The 15,664-nt window shown below is 34.8% G+C and carries 25 protein-coding genes and 3 pseudogenes; all 28 read left to right on the forward strand.

What is annotated here, in order from left to right; translation table 11 throughout:
* A pseudogene (locus tag C9J37_RS28800) lies at positions 1–321 on the forward strand (hypothetical protein); the annotation flags it as partial.
* Positions 243–584, forward strand: coding sequence for an EndoU domain-containing protein (locus C9J37_RS25990; protein ID WP_235617247.1), 342 nt, complete (start codon positions 243–245; stop codon positions 582–584). The pseudogene C9J37_RS28800 and the gene C9J37_RS25990, both read left to right, overlap by 79 nt.
* Positions 585–597: 13 nt before the next feature.
* Entirely contained in the window at positions 598–1,008 is a 411-nt protein-coding gene (locus C9J37_RS25995) for a hypothetical protein (protein WP_107897714.1), read from the forward strand.
* A gap of 893 nt (positions 1,009–1,901) precedes the next feature.
* The gene (locus tag C9J37_RS26005; RefSeq protein WP_107897716.1) at positions 1,902–2,153 is read left to right on the forward strand and encodes a hypothetical protein; all 252 of its coding nucleotides are present in this window, start codon (positions 1,902–1,904) and stop codon (positions 2,151–2,153) included.
* Positions 2,154–2,235: 82 nt separating this feature from the next.
* Positions 2,236–2,880, forward strand: a complete 645-nt coding sequence (locus C9J37_RS26010; protein WP_167397438.1) for a hypothetical protein — start codon at positions 2,236–2,238, stop codon at positions 2,878–2,880.
* A gap of 5 nt (positions 2,881–2,885) precedes the next feature.
* Complete coding sequence (locus tag C9J37_RS29820; protein WP_107897733.1) at positions 2,886–3,140, forward strand: hypothetical protein; 255 nt, start codon at positions 2,886–2,888, stop codon at positions 3,138–3,140.
* Between the two features lie 102 nt (positions 3,141–3,242).
* Complete coding sequence (locus tag C9J37_RS26020) at positions 3,243–3,563, forward strand: hypothetical protein (RefSeq protein WP_235617248.1); 321 nt, start codon at positions 3,243–3,245, stop codon at positions 3,561–3,563.
* Positions 3,564–4,083: 520 nt separating this feature from the next.
* Complete coding sequence (locus C9J37_RS26025; RefSeq protein ID WP_107897719.1) at positions 4,084–4,278, forward strand: hypothetical protein; 195 nt, start codon at positions 4,084–4,086, stop codon at positions 4,276–4,278.
* 22 nt (positions 4,279–4,300) lie between these two features.
* Positions 4,301–4,615: an IS66 family insertion sequence element accessory protein TnpB gene (gene tnpB, locus C9J37_RS26030; protein ID WP_268808055.1), complete on the forward strand. Its 315-nt coding sequence runs from the start codon at positions 4,301–4,303 to the stop codon at positions 4,613–4,615.
* Positions 4,616–4,677: 62 nt separating this feature from the next.
* Positions 4,678–6,057: an IS66 family transposase gene (locus tag C9J37_RS26035; protein ID WP_428842489.1), complete on the forward strand. Its 1,380-nt coding sequence runs from the start codon at positions 4,678–4,680 to the stop codon at positions 6,055–6,057.
* A gap of 347 nt (positions 6,058–6,404) precedes the next feature.
* The gene (locus C9J37_RS26040) at positions 6,405–7,019 is read left to right on the forward strand and encodes an Imm43 family immunity protein (protein WP_107897722.1); all 615 of its coding nucleotides are present in this window, start codon (positions 6,405–6,407) and stop codon (positions 7,017–7,019) included.
* Between the two features lie 150 nt (positions 7,020–7,169).
* Positions 7,170–7,592: pseudogene (locus tag C9J37_RS26045) on the forward strand (DUF6630 family protein); the annotation flags it as partial.
* A 616-nt stretch (positions 7,593–8,208) separates the two neighbouring features.
* Positions 8,209–8,394 carry a hypothetical protein gene (locus C9J37_RS26050; RefSeq protein WP_107897724.1) on the forward strand — a complete coding sequence of 62 codons (186 nt, stop codon included), beginning with the start codon at positions 8,209–8,211 and terminating at the stop codon, positions 8,392–8,394.
* Positions 8,391–8,630, forward strand: coding sequence for a hypothetical protein (locus C9J37_RS26055; RefSeq protein ID WP_107897725.1), 240 nt, complete (start codon positions 8,391–8,393; stop codon positions 8,628–8,630). Before C9J37_RS26050 ends, C9J37_RS26055 begins: the two co-directional genes overlap by 4 nt.
* Positions 8,621–9,106: an Imm26 family immunity protein gene (locus C9J37_RS26060; RefSeq protein WP_167397439.1), complete on the forward strand. Its 486-nt coding sequence runs from the start codon at positions 8,621–8,623 to the stop codon at positions 9,104–9,106. Before C9J37_RS26055 ends, C9J37_RS26060 begins: the two co-directional genes overlap by 10 nt.
* Positions 9,107–9,521: 415 nt before the next feature.
* Complete coding sequence (locus C9J37_RS26065; RefSeq protein ID WP_107897726.1) at positions 9,522–10,025, forward strand: hypothetical protein; 504 nt, start codon at positions 9,522–9,524, stop codon at positions 10,023–10,025.
* Positions 10,026–10,366: 341 nt separating this feature from the next.
* The gene (locus C9J37_RS28620; RefSeq protein WP_167397440.1) at positions 10,367–10,531 is read left to right on the forward strand and encodes a hypothetical protein; all 165 of its coding nucleotides are present in this window, start codon (positions 10,367–10,369) and stop codon (positions 10,529–10,531) included.
* Positions 10,532–10,681: 150 nt separating this feature from the next.
* Positions 10,682–11,047 carry a hypothetical protein gene (locus tag C9J37_RS28055; protein WP_137067818.1) on the forward strand — a complete coding sequence of 122 codons (366 nt, stop codon included), beginning with the start codon at positions 10,682–10,684 and terminating at the stop codon, positions 11,045–11,047.
* Complete coding sequence (locus C9J37_RS26070; protein ID WP_137067819.1) at positions 11,019–11,279, forward strand: hypothetical protein; 261 nt, start codon at positions 11,019–11,021, stop codon at positions 11,277–11,279. Before C9J37_RS28055 ends, C9J37_RS26070 begins: the two co-directional genes overlap by 29 nt.
* A 114-nt stretch (positions 11,280–11,393) precedes the next feature.
* On the forward strand, positions 11,394–11,630 hold the full coding sequence (locus C9J37_RS28805) for an RHS repeat domain-containing protein (protein WP_201262223.1): 237 nt from the start codon (positions 11,394–11,396) through the stop codon (positions 11,628–11,630).
* Positions 11,631–11,642: 12 nt separating this feature from the next.
* Positions 11,643–11,759, forward strand: a pseudogene (locus C9J37_RS29825) (hypothetical protein); the annotation flags it as partial.
* Positions 11,760–12,140: 381 nt separating this feature from the next.
* Positions 12,141–12,563 (forward strand): hypothetical protein, encoded by a 423-nt coding sequence (locus C9J37_RS28815; RefSeq protein ID WP_201262224.1) that lies wholly within the window; start codon positions 12,141–12,143, stop codon positions 12,561–12,563.
* A gap of 62 nt (positions 12,564–12,625) precedes the next feature.
* On the forward strand, positions 12,626–13,111 hold the full coding sequence (locus C9J37_RS26095; protein ID WP_107897729.1) for a riboflavin biosynthesis intermediates N-glycosidase: 486 nt from the start codon (positions 12,626–12,628) through the stop codon (positions 13,109–13,111).
* A gap of 291 nt (positions 13,112–13,402) precedes the next feature.
* Positions 13,403–13,804, forward strand: a complete 402-nt coding sequence (locus C9J37_RS28820; protein ID WP_201262225.1) for an RHS repeat-associated core domain-containing protein — start codon at positions 13,403–13,405, stop codon at positions 13,802–13,804.
* 163 nt (positions 13,805–13,967) lie between these two features.
* The gene (locus tag C9J37_RS26105) at positions 13,968–14,450 is read left to right on the forward strand and encodes an imm11 family protein (protein WP_327440791.1); all 483 of its coding nucleotides are present in this window, start codon (positions 13,968–13,970) and stop codon (positions 14,448–14,450) included.
* 302 nt (positions 14,451–14,752) lie between these two features.
* Positions 14,753–15,142: a hypothetical protein gene (locus C9J37_RS26110; protein ID WP_107897731.1), complete on the forward strand. Its 390-nt coding sequence runs from the start codon at positions 14,753–14,755 to the stop codon at positions 15,140–15,142.
* A gap of 58 nt (positions 15,143–15,200) precedes the next feature.
* Positions 15,201–15,386 carry a hypothetical protein gene (locus tag C9J37_RS26115; protein ID WP_137067868.1) on the forward strand — a complete coding sequence of 62 codons (186 nt, stop codon included), beginning with the start codon at positions 15,201–15,203 and terminating at the stop codon, positions 15,384–15,386.
* 23 nt (positions 15,387–15,409) lie between these two features.
* A partial coding sequence (locus C9J37_RS26120) for a hypothetical protein (RefSeq protein WP_153063519.1) occupies positions 15,410–15,664 on the forward strand: 255 nt, incomplete at its 3' end.

Here is a 15,664-nt window from a genome sequence, read left to right on the forward strand (position 1 = left end):
GTACTCAATGGCAATGCCTATACAAGATCTAAGTGGATGACGAATGTAAAGCTAACCACAGCGACAGCTATTGTTGGAACAAAAGGCGTTGGCTCCGTAACTAAGGTAGGGAAACTAAAGGGTAATAGTAAGCCAGTCAGCAGAGCTAATTCAATTATCGCACCTGAAATGAAGGAAAAAATACTTTTGGGGCAGAGAAGAACCCTAATAAAAATGAAATTATTGGGTGGCATTCATCAAACATTAATAATAGCCATTCTAACTATGCTACAGAAGCTATTAAAATCAACCATGATGGTACAAAAGATATCAAAAATATAACTCAATTTCCTGATGGGAATCTTTCAAAAATAAAAAATAGTACAATATTTCCTGAAGGTTGGAGTGATATTAAAATCTTAGATAGTATAACTGATATTGGTAATTCTCCTCCAATAAGTATTAGAGGTAGAGATGGAGCAACTTTCCATAGGGGGATTATTGATGGTGTAGAAATTGATGTTATTAAAATAGGTGATACGGTAGTTAGCGGCTACCCAACAGGACAAATTAATGCTCCATTATCAGGTGGTTTTAGTAAATAGAGGTGGAAAGTGAATGTACGAAAAAGTAGATGCAGTCTTATCTGAAAATAGCGCAGATAATTATTTTTATGACGATGAATTTATGGATGTGCAAGAATTGATGAGTGAGTTTACTAAAATTGATTGGGAGAATTTAATTCGAGGATTAAAAGATAGAGATGATAAATATAAAATTAGATTAGCCTACTGTATAGATGAAGATAACGGAATATATGGATTTAATTTATTATTAGATTTACTTAATGAGAGTGATGAAGTGGCTGAATATGCAATAGATTCTTTACGTTCTTTTGATGGTGAAGAGTATAAAAAAATAATTGCTTCTAATAAGCAAATAAAGGACAAAGTAGAGAAATTACTGAAAAATGCTAGTTTACCTATTGAAAGGATTTTAAAAGCATTTTTACAACAAAACAAATTATAAAAATTCGCAAATATTATTAAACTTAAAAAATACAAAATCACTTGATTTCCTGAATTTTGGAGTGAATTGATAGAGTAACTTTATGGTGAAATGTCTCAAATCTTGTGAAAGCTAAAAAGTCAAAGTATAGTATTGAAAAAATAGATGATTATATAGTGAAATTAATTGATAAGCATTATGAAAAATAGACTTAGGTGAACTAGTATATGAGTAAATAAATCTTAATACTATTCTTAAACCTTGATTGGCTAAATGTCTTTCAAGGTTTTTACTTTAATTTATATTAAATCAGCTGATATTTGAGTGAGACAATAAGAAAATGATTTGTTTGAGAATCGAGAACTTATGAAGGTAGTACCATTATGGAGTTCGGTTTTAAAAGTAGGATAGAGTGACAAGTACGATAATTAAGCGAGATGACATTTTACATGGCAGGGGTACTTACTACTTGAATGGCTAACAAAAGTTTTTAAATTGTCTACAGTTAAAGATATCCTTGAATTTGAATTATTAACTCATGAAGGCTAAACCATCAAGGAGTACTATTTTTATAGTAAAGTAATAAGAGCGAGAATAGGAGAGATGACATTTTATTTACAAGGACCACTGTATGGGTGGCATAAGCAACAAACACACGAGATTAAACAAGCAAACGGGTTTAAACGTTACACTTGCCAAGTGGTGAAAATGAATGTCATACTGTCGATATTAAAATATCTTATAAAACTTGCAAATATTATTAAATTTAGAGAATTTATAAACTTAAAGCACTTGATTGTCTATAACAGGCGACAAGTGCTTTTTTACATATTTAAATACGTAAATTGAAAAGATTACGATTATTTAATTAGTGTACTAAGTGTTAAATTTTTTATAAGTGGGAAGAACAGGCTATGGAAATAGAGGTTTCGATAGATAAGTTTGTTATAGATTATAAGGATGTACCACATTCAGCATTTTTACGTGTTTATATGTTGGGGGTGAAGAAATATCAAGTGAAAATGAAGATTTATAGTGGAACATATAGCTATGAATTGCACATGCGGAAAAGTGACGATGTATACATTCATATGTATTTTAAGAACTTTAGAGAAACAGAAGGACACTTACATACCTTAAGGATTGAGACAAGGCCAGAGCATTAGGCAAAGCCGTAGTAAGTACTGTAACACCTCAAATATGTTAAACACGTTCCAAGTAGGATTAGATCTCGTAAGGCTAATACCGGTGTATGGAGAAATAGCAGATGGCTTGAATGCAGTGATTTATTATGCAAGAGGAGACAAGGTAAATGCAGCCCTCTCCTTAGGAGCGATGATACCATTTGCAGGGATGGCATCCGCAGGTGCGAAATTTATAAATAAGGGTGCGAAAGCATTTAATGGTGTAGTTGATGGTATTAAAACCGTCACGAATAAAGGTCCAATAGGCCAACTAAAAGAAAAAGCCACTAAACAGCTAGACACGGTAAAAGATAAGTTCCAAACCAAAGTAGCCGAAGTAAAGGACCAATTCCGTCAGTTGGGAACACCGCAGTTAGAGTTGGCCGGTGTGAAAGTTGGCCGAATAACGGATACGGGAACAGTTGGGAAAAATAAGCCAACGCCGAATCCAAAACCATCGAATAGTTCCAAACCACCAGAAAAAGATAGTAAACCTGCTGAGGGAACTAAGGGGACGGGTGAAGGTAGTAAGAAAATCTCTGATGTTCCTCATGTAAAAGAAGCAAGAGATATTATAGCGGAGAGAACAAAAGGATTAGATTTAAATCAGCATCCAACTACGACAAAGCAAATGAGTTATAAGAAAATGAAAGCGTTAAGAGATAAGATTGATAATAGAACTATTACAAAACAAGAGTATGCAGATTAGATTACATCTGGAATAAGAAATTTGCTAAGAGACGGGATAAAGGAGTTAAAGAATTTTGGTACCAAGAACAACAAAGAATATTAAATAATGAACCGCTTACTGGAGAGTGGTCTCAAGAACAGTTAAAAGATATTCTTGCTGGTAAAACTCCTAAATTTGATGGTAAACCAATTGCAGGGCATCATAGTTATAGTGCTTCAAAATATCCGCATCTCGCTGATAAGGGAGAAAGAAATAATCTATCCAGCAACTTTTCGTGAGCATTTTTACGGATGGTATGGAAAAAAGTGGGGGAATAGTATTCCAGGTGAGCCTATAATACCAATTAAAGACTTTTAAGGAGGTAAGAATTTATCGTGAAGATGAGACTGAAAATTGATGATGATTCAAATAAATTAAAGTATGTATCGATTATCAGACAGAATAATGGAGCAAGTATTCAAGATATTAAAAGAAATATAGAAGATAATAATGTGGTACTAGAATGTGATTATTTTGATACGGATGAATTAATAGACTTCAAAAAAACAATGGAGGCTTTAATAAGTAACGGGGCTACTGTACATTTGTTTCAAGATAATCGAGAGGTTCAAATTGATTATATAAGTAACCTTATTGGTTCATATGAACAAATTGCTGAAGACAGAGAAAAGCTAGATGATAGAATTTTAGGTGATGATTAAGAGAGATTAGGGTATTGAAATATACATTATAAAATAATAGCAATTATGGTGTTGAAGATAAACACGCATAAACGTATATGTAGATGAATAAAGATAAAGTATATTTGTAGTGGAAAGAAAAAGAATAAGTGTTTTAAAAGTGCATACTCCATGATGGTTGTACCATCATGGAGTACAATGTACAATGATAGAATAGAAAACAAAGTACGAGCTTAGGCGAGATGACATTTTACTGGGTGATAAATATAAACCATGGAATGTATATTAAACTAACGAGCTCGTACAAACTCGTAAGTTTTAACATAGTTTTTGTCGTGATGTACAAAATGTGACATACTGTTACTATAAAACTTACAAATTTATGCTACTTAAAAACATATGAACTTAAAGCACTTGATTGTCTATAACAGGCGACAAGTGCTTTTTTGCATGTTTAATGTAAGCCCGTATTCAAATAACGCATATATATGACAGGCACCTCCCGTTACGATAGATATATCAAATAAGGGAGGTGTTTTCTATGCAAACAACTAAACTAACAATTGTCCCAGTGACACTAGACCCTATCATTGACGAATCTTCATTGACAAATTCACCGCAATTTTCTCCTAATCCAAGCTGCGTCATTAAAACAGCGACCGCAGAAATTTCTTTCTACAATGGCGTAGATGAGCATATCATCCAAACTATCCTGAAGGAGTTGAACAAGTTATGAAGCATGATTTTACATCTATATTATTTGCGGCAAGACCGATATGCGTAAAGGTATTGACGGTCTCGCAACGCTCATCCAGGATTCTTTTAAACTCAATCTATATAGCGATTCTATCTTCTTGTTTTCTGGGTGGAGCAAAGACCGTTATAAATGTTTGTACTTTGATGGGGATGGATTTGCCATGCTTTATAAACGATTAGACAACGGTAAACTGCAATGGCCAAAAGATGAAAAGGAAGTGCGTAATCTTTCACAACAGGAACTTCGCTGGCTGTTAGAAGGTTTATCACTTCAGCAACCAAAAGCAATTACGAAATCTGCAAAAGGCATCTTTTAAACCCAGCTATTAAGATGGTATAATAGTCCACAACTATACTGAACGGAAATGTGGTGAATGATTTGGGAAACGTTTCTACAAACGATAAAGTAATCGAATTATTTGAAGAGCAATTAACTTATATGAAAAAGCAAAACGAAGAACTTTCAATTAAATTAGATCAATCATTATCCCAAAACAAGGCACTCGCAGAACAAATTCGCCAATTAACCAAGGCTTTGTACGGTTCAAAATCAGAAAAATCAAAGTATCAAGCACCAGACGGGCAAGGCTCTTTATTCGATGACGACCCGTCTTTTAACGAATCTGAGCACACAGAAGAACAAAGCACAGCGACGATCACTTACACTGTTAACCGTAAACTACATAAGAAAAAACGGAATGATTCTTTTCATGAAGGGATTGAAATAGAAGAAGTTCATCATCACCCCACCAATACACAATGCGACTGTTGCCTTAGCCAAATGACCGAAGCCGGTAAAACGATTGCGCGTGAAGAAGCAAAATTCATTCCGGCAAAAATGATGTGCATCCAGCATATTGAACATGCCTACGAGTGCAAGTACTGTAAAATGGATGCCACACAAAAAGCACAAATGAAACGTGGGAAAGCCCCACAAGCTGCCATTCAGCGTAGCATTGCAGGACCTACTGTTTTAGCAAAACTCATCTATGATAAGTTCATCCAATACTTGCCTCTTTATCGTCAGGTAAAGGAGTGGGAACGATATGGCCTGCTTACGAATGATAAGAACTTATCAAACTGGGTGATCCGTGCAGCTGAAGATTGGCTTCTACCGGTTTATGAACAGATGAAGCAGACATTAACAGCAAAATCTGTTCTACATGTGGATGAAACCTATGCGCAAATAATCAAACGTTCAGACGGAAAATCCGGTCAATCGAACGCCTATAATTGGGTGTTCCGAAGCGTGCCAAGTCAAGGACCGATCATCGTTCTTTTTCAAAGTGCATTATCGAGAAGCCGTTCTGTACTAGAAGAATTTACAGAAGACTTTAAAGGAACCTTGATTTGTGAGCCGATTATAGAGAAGTTTCTAAAATGGGTTGACGAATCGCCTTTTTTCGGGAAAAATGCGCTCGCAAAAGCTGCCGAATACACATTAAATCGTGTACATGGATTAAAGGCTTTTCTATTCGATGGTCGAATTGAAATCGATAATAATCCAGCTGAAAATGCGATTCGTCCAAATGTGATCGGTCGTAAGAACTGGCTTTTCTCTGTGAGTGAAGCAGGCGCGAAAGCAAATGCGATCTGTTTAAGTTTGGCTGAAACGGCAAAAGCAAACGGCATCGATTTCTATCAATACCTAGTGACGTTAATGACAGAATTGCCAAATTTACCGATTCATCAGCAGCCAGAGATTTTAAATAATTACATGCCTTGGTCGAAAAAAATCCAAGCCACATGTGTAAACTAGCCATCTATCCGAAAAAAATTAGGGTAGATGGCCATTCGTCGTGTGTACGAAAAAGGTGCGCTTTTTTTATATTTCGGGCTTACTTTATTAATGTCAGATAGTCCTGCAAATGGAGATATTCATAGACAAAAACTGTATCATAGATCAATGCATCGTAACTATACCGAAATGGTAGAGAAAGTTAGACAAAATATACAATAATGAAAGTGAGAGAATAAATGCGAATCAAGCAAAACAGTATGTTGAATCTCTACAAAGAAGTCAAAGAAAGAAAATTATTTCTGGAAAAATAAAAACTAAACCTCCTTGTGGCAGATTGTCATAAATGAAAGAGAGTGGAATATTATATGGACAATATTTATGCGATTTTTAAAAAGAAAGATAAGTCATGCCCAACTCTATTAGATGGGATATTGCATACAGAATTTTTTGAAAAAGATCCATTTGGAGCAAGAGAATCTGATGCTGGGAAATGGAGAACCACAAAAAATATTAAAACAGAGTTACCCAAAGAGTTATGGTTTGTTTCAAAGGATAGAAGTTATGCTTTTGATTTAAGATGGGATAGTCAAGGTTTTTTCATATCTTCAGAATTACTAAATCTATTGTTGAAATTTGGTATTAATAATTTTCAGTATACTAAATTGCATATGGTTAACAAGCATAAGGAAAGTATATCTTTAAAAGAGTATTATTATGCGAGATTTTATAATAGATTAGAAGATGAGATAGATTTGCAAAAATCGAATATTGAATTCTATAAACAAGATGGACAAATAAAGAAAATATGGGATTTGCAACTGAAAGCGCCGCATAATTTCCCAGATGTTTTTCAATTAAATATTACTAGTCTTTTAAGTATATTATTTTGCTCGGAAGAATTTAAAATAGAAGCTGAGAAACTTAAATTGAAAGGTATTATCTTTGTTCCTTCAAATGAAGCTGATGTGTATAAACCATAAAAATGTAGCGGTACAAATTGAACTTAGTGGTTAAAGCAATAGGCGAATTTAAACATACGTTAAAAGAGTAGCAATTATCTTAGATTGGATTATATTGCTACTCTTTTCCTGTAAATGATAGTTATTTCTATATAGGTTTCATTAGCTCTAGAAAAGTCAGAAACCTATTTCGAGAAGTTTAAAGATCGACTTGATGAAAGAGGAATAGACAGCCCGTTTGATGAATTGGCATGGATTTCTTTGGTTGATGCACTTCTTGATCATGGTTTGGCATTTGAAATCGATTGGAAAGAGTCAGGTTTATACATTTGTGATGTTGTTGATGAATTGCTAGATAGAAAAAATATGGCGTGCGTGAGTTGGGAAGACTTTGAAGATGGTGAATTTGATGAGCTACCAACGTCCCAATATTTAAATAAAATCTCCGAAAAGTTAAAAGAACAGGCAATATCGTTGGCAAGCTTGGATATTGAAAGTGACTGTTACGTTCTAATAACCGTTCCATCATCTGACATTGATGAAATGAAAGCTTTGGCAAAGGAAGTAGGTTATAGCATTCAAGATTCGTTTTGAAATTGTGAGCCTTGTTACAATTGAATAAGTAGAGAAGTTACGATACAAAATTTTATAAAATAGGTAAGAAGACGCTCTTAGCACTGCTTTACCTATTTTTTATGTATTGGAGACGACACTAATGTACGCCCAGGTAATCGCTGAACAGCGTATCAGCATGACAATCTAGGGAATGTCATTCAGACTACTATGATGGCACGTGGGAAACGTTTGCCTATGATAAAAATAGTTCGCTACTAAAAACGGAAAACGAACATGTAACCATCAAGCTAGAACGAGACCCATCTGGACAAGTGATCAAGGAATGGCAAAACGACCAGTGGATTGCCAGTAGCTATAACGAGTTGGGCAATCCCTCACAGATAACAAGTAGCCTCGGTGCCAAAATCGATGTCACACGTAATGAGTTGGGCAATGTCTTGCAAAATGACCGCCTCTCGCTCCGAGCAAGCCCAGTGGACAGCCTCGATGCAGTACTGCCATTTACTAATAACATCCCCTGGTACATTCAGCTAAGATAACGAGTGAAGGTAAATACTACGACCCAGCGCAAGGGAATTATACGCAAGTTGATCCGATTGAGCTGGCTGGTGGAAATCCTACGCTTTATGGGTATGTGAGTGACTCAAATAAATATATAGATGTTTTCGGTCTTATATCTGAAACATCCAAAGGATTTCATGTTTATGGCTTATATGAAAAAGGTACTAGTAAACCATATTATATTGTATTACAAATGAACTTGAGAGAAGAGCAGGAGAACATCGTGAATCTGGCAGACTTAATCGAGGATCAAGAATGAAGCCCCTTGATAAAAACGTGACATACGGACAAGCTAGAGGTTTCGAACAAGCCTATATCGAACATTATGAAACGAAAACGGGAACTATTGGCGAGGAAATATCTTTAACTAATAAAGGAAATAAAATCAACTCATTTGACCATAATAGTAAAACTAGATCTAAAGTAAGGCAGAATTATTTTGAACAAGAATATAAAAATAAAATGAAAGAGTTGGATAAAATAAAATGTCAATGAATAATTTTGAAATTTGGGGTTGGGATAAAAAAGATAGAACTATGATCCGTTTTATTAAGGCAGGAGATGTATTCTGTTTTTTGAATGATAAAAATACCTATTGTTTTGGTAGGATTGTGTCTAAAGTTTCGATAGGGAATGTTGCAGAAATTTTTGATTTTGTTTCACTTACACCTGATATAAAGATAAATGAAATAGAAGAATCTAAAAGGTTAATTGACTTAGTAATCCTTGATTCTTACTCTTTATTCGATAAAAAAATAGAAGGTGACTGGAGAATAATTGGTCGTCAAAAAGATTTTAGTCCTACAGAATTTGAAAATATCTATTTTGCTTACGGTGTAGGGGATTCTTGCCGTAAAGTTGATATTTTTGATCATGAAGTTCCAATTACAGAACTTGAAGCAAAGGGATTACAAGATTATAGTCCATTAGGAAATTATGATATCAATGATATGATTAAAGATAAACTATAGAAATCTAAGTTAAATCAATAAAAAATATAGTTATCCAAAAAATCGAATGATAGATGGTAGGGGGAAATTGGGAGTTAATAGTTAGGTAAGTATAAAACATATGTATCTAGTAGTGTCATAATCCTCTTTATACATCTGTTTAATATTGGTATTAACTTTTATTTTATCTGTTTCCTCGGTGCCACTGAAAAGTTCTATTATGGCCATTTAAATCGCCTAGTGCGCGCCTATCTATCCGATGGTAATGACGTTCAATTAAAGTACAATGCCTATGACGAAATTATTTTTGCGAAGGATAACCATACGCAAGTCGCCTTGACTACACGATTCTTGGTAGCTCAATATCCCGCAAATACGGAGGCAAGAAAGTACAATTATTAGTGATTATCTAGGAACGCCTGTCGAAGTTTATGACATGCAAAAGTTAAATGTCATTGAGGTGAGTAAAGTGGAATTTGAAATAATAATCAACCCAAATTTTAAGATTGGAATATGTGATCCAGAAGATACAACAATATCTGAAGCACTAGATAATAGGTGTGTTAATAATCAATATTTTAAAATTAAGTGGTATGATACGTCATTAAGAATCAATTATGGAACACAAATAGCAGATGGCATAAGCGATATTATTAAAATGTTAGAGGCAATAAAAAAAAGAGAGGAACGGTTTATCGTAACTTTCCCAAGTCAAGCATTTTTCGAGACATGGATATGTGAAATTGAAAAAGGTGATATTAAAATTAATTGGGATAGTCGTGATAACTATCACAGTATTACGATGAAAACTGATTTATTTATAAAAGAGTGGCTCAAGCTATTACATCAACTACGACAAGTATTGATAGAAACTGGTTATAATAGTATCAATCTAGTAGATTTTTATTTACTTGAAAATCTTGGGAGATTTCATGCTTAACAACATTGGAAAAGAAAAAAAGTAGCGTTTCCTTTGATTGATGATTCAAATAAAACAGACTAGCTTATTAGTAACATGTCTTTACGATATTTTGTATCTAAGCGCAAATACAACGGCTATTGATATCACATGTTCAATTTTGCTATTAAGTATTACGAAATGAATTTTCTTTAATACGGTTCAGAGAGGGTGAAAAGGGCTACATAATACTTTTAAGATAATAATATCTTTTTTGGCATGCCTTTTTGTCCACTGTGACAGAAGGGCTTCTTTAATGATCACAACATGCAACGAACACTATATTTTAGGATTTAATATACAAAACTTGATAGGAAAGTTGGATGCCAATCGAGTATAAGCGGAGTCTGGCAGGGTGGGTTCAGCGCATTCAACGCCCAGGTAATCGCTGGACAGCGTATCAGCATGACAATCTAGGGAATGTCATTCAGACTACTATGATGGCACGTGGGAAACGTTTGCCTATGATAAAAATAGTTCGCTACTAAAAACGGAAAACGAACATGTAACCGTCAAGCTAGAACGAGACCCATCTGGACAAGTGATCAAGGAATGGCAAAACGACCAGTGGATTGCCAGTAGCTATAACGAGTTGGGCAATCCCTCACAGCTAACAAGTAGCCTCGGTGCCAAAATCGATGTCACACGTAATGAGTTGGGCAATGTCTTGCAAAATGACCGCCTCTCGCTCCGAGCAAGCCCAGTGGACAGCCTCGATGCAATACAATGAACTCGGTCAAGAGATTGAGCGAATCCTACCAGGGGATGTTATTAGTAAATGGCAGTATGATATCACAGTTAGACCAACACACCACAGAGTAAGTAGCCAAAGCCGAGATACGCGAAGACGTGCCTACAATTGGGACGTCAATCATCAATTACGAAGTATGGTCAACGAGCTAACAGGTGTAAAAATGACGTACGGCTATGATGAATTTAGTAACCTCGTGTGGGCCAATCAAGACAGTCCTCAATTTGATTTCTTATACCGCAGCGTCCGATGATGTCGGTAATTTATATGAAACACAAGATGCCAAATTCTCTTATGATGAAGAAGGAAATCTCGTAGAGAAAGTCGAAAATAATAATGGAGATACATGGAAGTACGAGGACTATGGCAATGGCATGATGACCAAGGTCATGAAGCCAGACAAGACAGAGGTTACTTTCAAGTATGACGCATTAGGTAGGCGGATAGAAAAGTGTTCGGAAGGAAAAGCTACTCATTTTGTATAGGATGGCAATACGAGCATGAGTATTTCTCGCAGGATAATTCTAATACATTGGAAAATTCAGTGGAGAATGCCTCGCAGACAGACGCATTAGATAATCTAGTGACATGGGTATTTAATGATGGGCTTTGTCCCTTCTTCAAAAATCACGAATAAAGGCAGCTACAGTATTATTAGTGATTATCTAGGAACGCCTGTCGAAGCTTATGATGAACAAGGTCATAAGGTTTGGTCAGCTGAGCTTGATGTGTATGGGCGAGTGAAAGAGTTTACGGGTGAGAAAGACTTTATTCCATTCCGCTATCAAGGGCAGTATGAAGATATTGAAATAGGCTTGTATTATAACCAATTCTGATACTATGACCCAGAGCAAGGGAATTATACGCAAGTTGATCCGATTGGGCTGGCTGGTGGGAATCCTACCTTTTATTCATATGTTCATAATCCGAATAGGTTTGTTGATCCGTTCGGTTTGGATATTTGAGATAGTTCAAAAACATTGTATAGAGGTGAGCGTTCCTCGATGACCCCAGAAAAAGCATTTCAAGGAGGATTATTACCAAAAAGATCTCACAACAACTTAGAGGAACATCTATTAAGTAACACAACTGCTGGTAATTGTATTTCTACTAGTTCAAATAAGGATATAGCTACTAGCTTCGCTGGAAAAACGGGTATGTTTTTGAAATTAAAACCTCTAATATTGATGTTAATAAAACGCTCGAAGCTCCTCCATTTACGGAACAATTAGAACATTCGATACCTAGAGGCATTAGGCCAAATGAAATAGTTGGTGCACATATAAAAAGGAATAGGGAACTTACAGGCGAATTCATACCTAACCCACTATTTGGAAGGTGATATTTTGAATTGTGAAAGTAAAATTATAAAACTATATGAGAATGACGGAAAAATATTTGATGGGTTTTTGAAACTATATGAGGAATCTCCAAATGATGAAGATATGGTTTTATTAGAACTATCTATTTTGGGATGCACAATAAGTTCCGAACATGAAAACTTTTTTCAAGCACTTCAAAGCTTGCGACAAAATCTAGAAGATAAACAAATACAAATTATGTGTAATGGAGCTGCGTTAAATGTCTACCCATCTCAAATGCAACTTTCGATGGGTCCCGGACGTTTAGCATATAAATTAAAATTTGGAAAACCAGCTACAACAGAAGATATAGTTGATATATTTGAGTTTGAAGATGATCTGAAGTTTGTTACAGTCGAAGAACAGTTCAGTTACTATAAAAGATGGTTAAAAAGTTTACAAGTTTAGGTTTATTAAGTGGATAAGGGTTTCACTATTTTATTTAAAATAGAATTATTAGGAGCTATATTATGGGAATTTATTTTTATAACGTAAATGAGGAGTATGGTTGTTTCTCAAATTTCTCCCCTCATGGGTTTGAATTGGATGGTTTTTTTTGGGAAACTAGCGAGCATTATTTTCAGGCCCAAAAATTTGTGGGCACTGAATTAGAGGAGCGAATTAGGATTTCGTTATCACCTATGGAAGCCGCCAAAATGGGACGTGATAGGAGAAACCAACCTAGGGGAGATTGGGAAGAAGTAAAAGATTCAATTATGAAAAAAGCAGTTCTGAAAAAGTTTTGTACACATAAAGATATACAAGCTATATTACTTTCTACCGAAGATAAAGTAATTGTAGAAAAGACCTCTAATGACTATTATTGGGGGTGTGGTAATGATGGTTCAGGAAAGAATATGTTAGGTAAGATACTAATGGAAGTCCGTGAATTGATAAAAAATTATAATAATTGTGTGCAACCTATAATCCAATGTAATGATGTTGTAAGATATTAAAATTACAATCATATGCAAGAGGGGATTCAAAATCCTGCTTTTGCATATGATTTTTCATTTTATATTTCCAAGTTAATACCTTACATCGTTATTAGAATTATAAATAAAATTGAACTTTTTATGCGGGATATTCACGGTGTTGTAGGGAGAGTTGCATTCTGCAACTATTTTAAAAATGTGATTTGTATAATATAGTTGCATGGTATTTAGCGTTGAGGTCGTACCTTCAAGTTAGAATCACGAATGAAGGTAGCTACAACATTATTAGTGATTATTTAGGCTTGTATTGGCTTGTATTATAACCGATTCCGATACTACGACCCAGAGCAAGGAAATTTTACGCAGGTTGATCCGATTGGGCTGGCTGGTGGGAATCCTAGGCTTTATGGGTATGTGTATAATCCAATGGTTGAAATAGATCCATTTGGATTAGCGTTTGGTAAGTCTATGCCAGCAAATGGTTGGAATTATGGAAATATGCCTAAACCTAAAGAGTATCAATTACATCATATTATTCCGAAATCATTATATGATGGAGCAAATCCTCATGAAATTTTTAAATTAAGTGGATATGATGTAAATAATATACGTAATACGATATATCTACCTACTAGTAGAGATAATCACCCAACTAGGTCAATTTATAGAGGATATAATAGTTTCCATGCTCAATATAATCGGGACATTCGTTAAGAATTAGATATCTTGTTAGAAGTTGGAGATAAAAATCAATGGACTTCTCAACAATATCATGATGCTATGCAAGAATTAATAAATGACCAAAGGCAGGATTTAAAATGTATTTTTTTCTTATGTTGATAATAATACGTTTGTAAGGTTTGACCTGGAAAAAGGTATTGAGTATCCTTCGAATGAGAAACTTTATTATTCAATAGATAAATTTGATAGTTATTTAGACAATTATGATATTTTGCCTACGATAGGGGGAGAATTAGTAAGTTTAAAACTAAAAAAATTGATAGAGAGACTAGGTACTGATTGTCAGTTCATTCCTGCAGTTATAACATCAACAAATACTGGTGAAATCAACGAATCCTTTTTTGTCATGAATGTATTAAATTTAGCTCCTTGTTTAGATATGGAGAAATCTGAATACAGACCATTGATAAAATCCTTACCTGATGGGCCAATCAAACTATTGTCTATAAAGTATGTACCCAATTCTTTAAAAGGGCATCATATTGTAAGAATGAAAGAATATACAGGGAATATCATTGTTGATGAATTATTTATAAAAGCATGTAAAGAAGAAAAGATAAAAGGAGTAATGTTTGTCAAAGAGGGAAGTACCCAACGACCGGAATTCGTTGAAATGTAGGGTATTCCTAAAAATATTTAGTGCTTATTATCATGAATCAAAACAGTTATAATACAGTCTTTTCTCAATACTTCCTTAACTAAGTTGTCGCAACATATGTAAAGAAATTGTCGTAAGCTTTTTCTTTATATATGTTTTTTTATTGTATATTGAATTATGAAAGTGCGTTTCTGAAAATTTACTTAACATAAAGATGTAATATATCTAGTGCAGGATGCATACCCAAATCTTTTCGCTTGACGACCATGGGCAATGTCCAAATGACCATATCACGCTAAGAGCAAACCCAGTGGACAGCCTCGATGCAATACAATGAACTCGGTCAAGAGATTGAAAGAATCCTACCAGGAGACGTTATTAGTAAATGGCAATATGATATCACAGGTAGACCAACGCACCACAGAGTAAGTAGCCAAAGCCGAGGCTATGATGAATTTAGTAACCTCGTATGGGCCAATCAAGATAGTCGTCAATTTGATTTCCTATACCATAGTGTCGATGATGTTGGCAATCTATATGAAACAAAAGACAAAAAAGATCGTGTTTACGGTGCTGGCAGTAGACTACTAGAAACAAAAAATGCCAAATTCTCCTATGACGAAGAAGGAAATCTCCTAGAGAAAGTCGAAAATAATAATGGAGATACATGGAAGTACGAGGACTATGGCAATGGCATGATGACCAGGTCATGAAGCCAGACAAGACAGAGGTTACGTTCAAGTATGACGCATTAGGTAGGCGGATAGAAAAGTGTTCGGAAGGAAAGGCTACCCATTTTGTATGGGATGGCAATACGAGCATGAGTATTTCTCGCAGGATAATTCTAATACATTGGAAAATTCAGTGGAGAATGCCTCGCAGACAGACGCATTAGATAATCTAGTGACATGGGTATTTAATGATGGGCTTTGTCCCTTCTGCAAAAATCACGAATGAGGGTCACCGAAGGAGGAGTAACGATGTATGATGTAGTCACTGTAGAAACTGATTTTAAAAATTATAATGTGTTTATCCAAGAATCTAAATTCATTGCTAAAGAAGTAATAAATTTTTTGAAGGATAACAACATTAATGGAATCTCTTTAGAGATGGATGAAAAGATTTTACCAAATGTAGATTTCTTAAGTGAATTAACTCAATTAGAATACTTAAATTTAGGTAGAAAAAGTTATGAGAATTTGAATGGTATCGAAAAGCTAGTCAACTTAGAATAT

Source organism: Lysinibacillus mangiferihumi, from assembly GCF_003049665.1.
Lineage (GTDB): Bacteria > Bacillota > Bacilli > Bacillales_A > Planococcaceae > Lysinibacillus > Lysinibacillus mangiferihumi.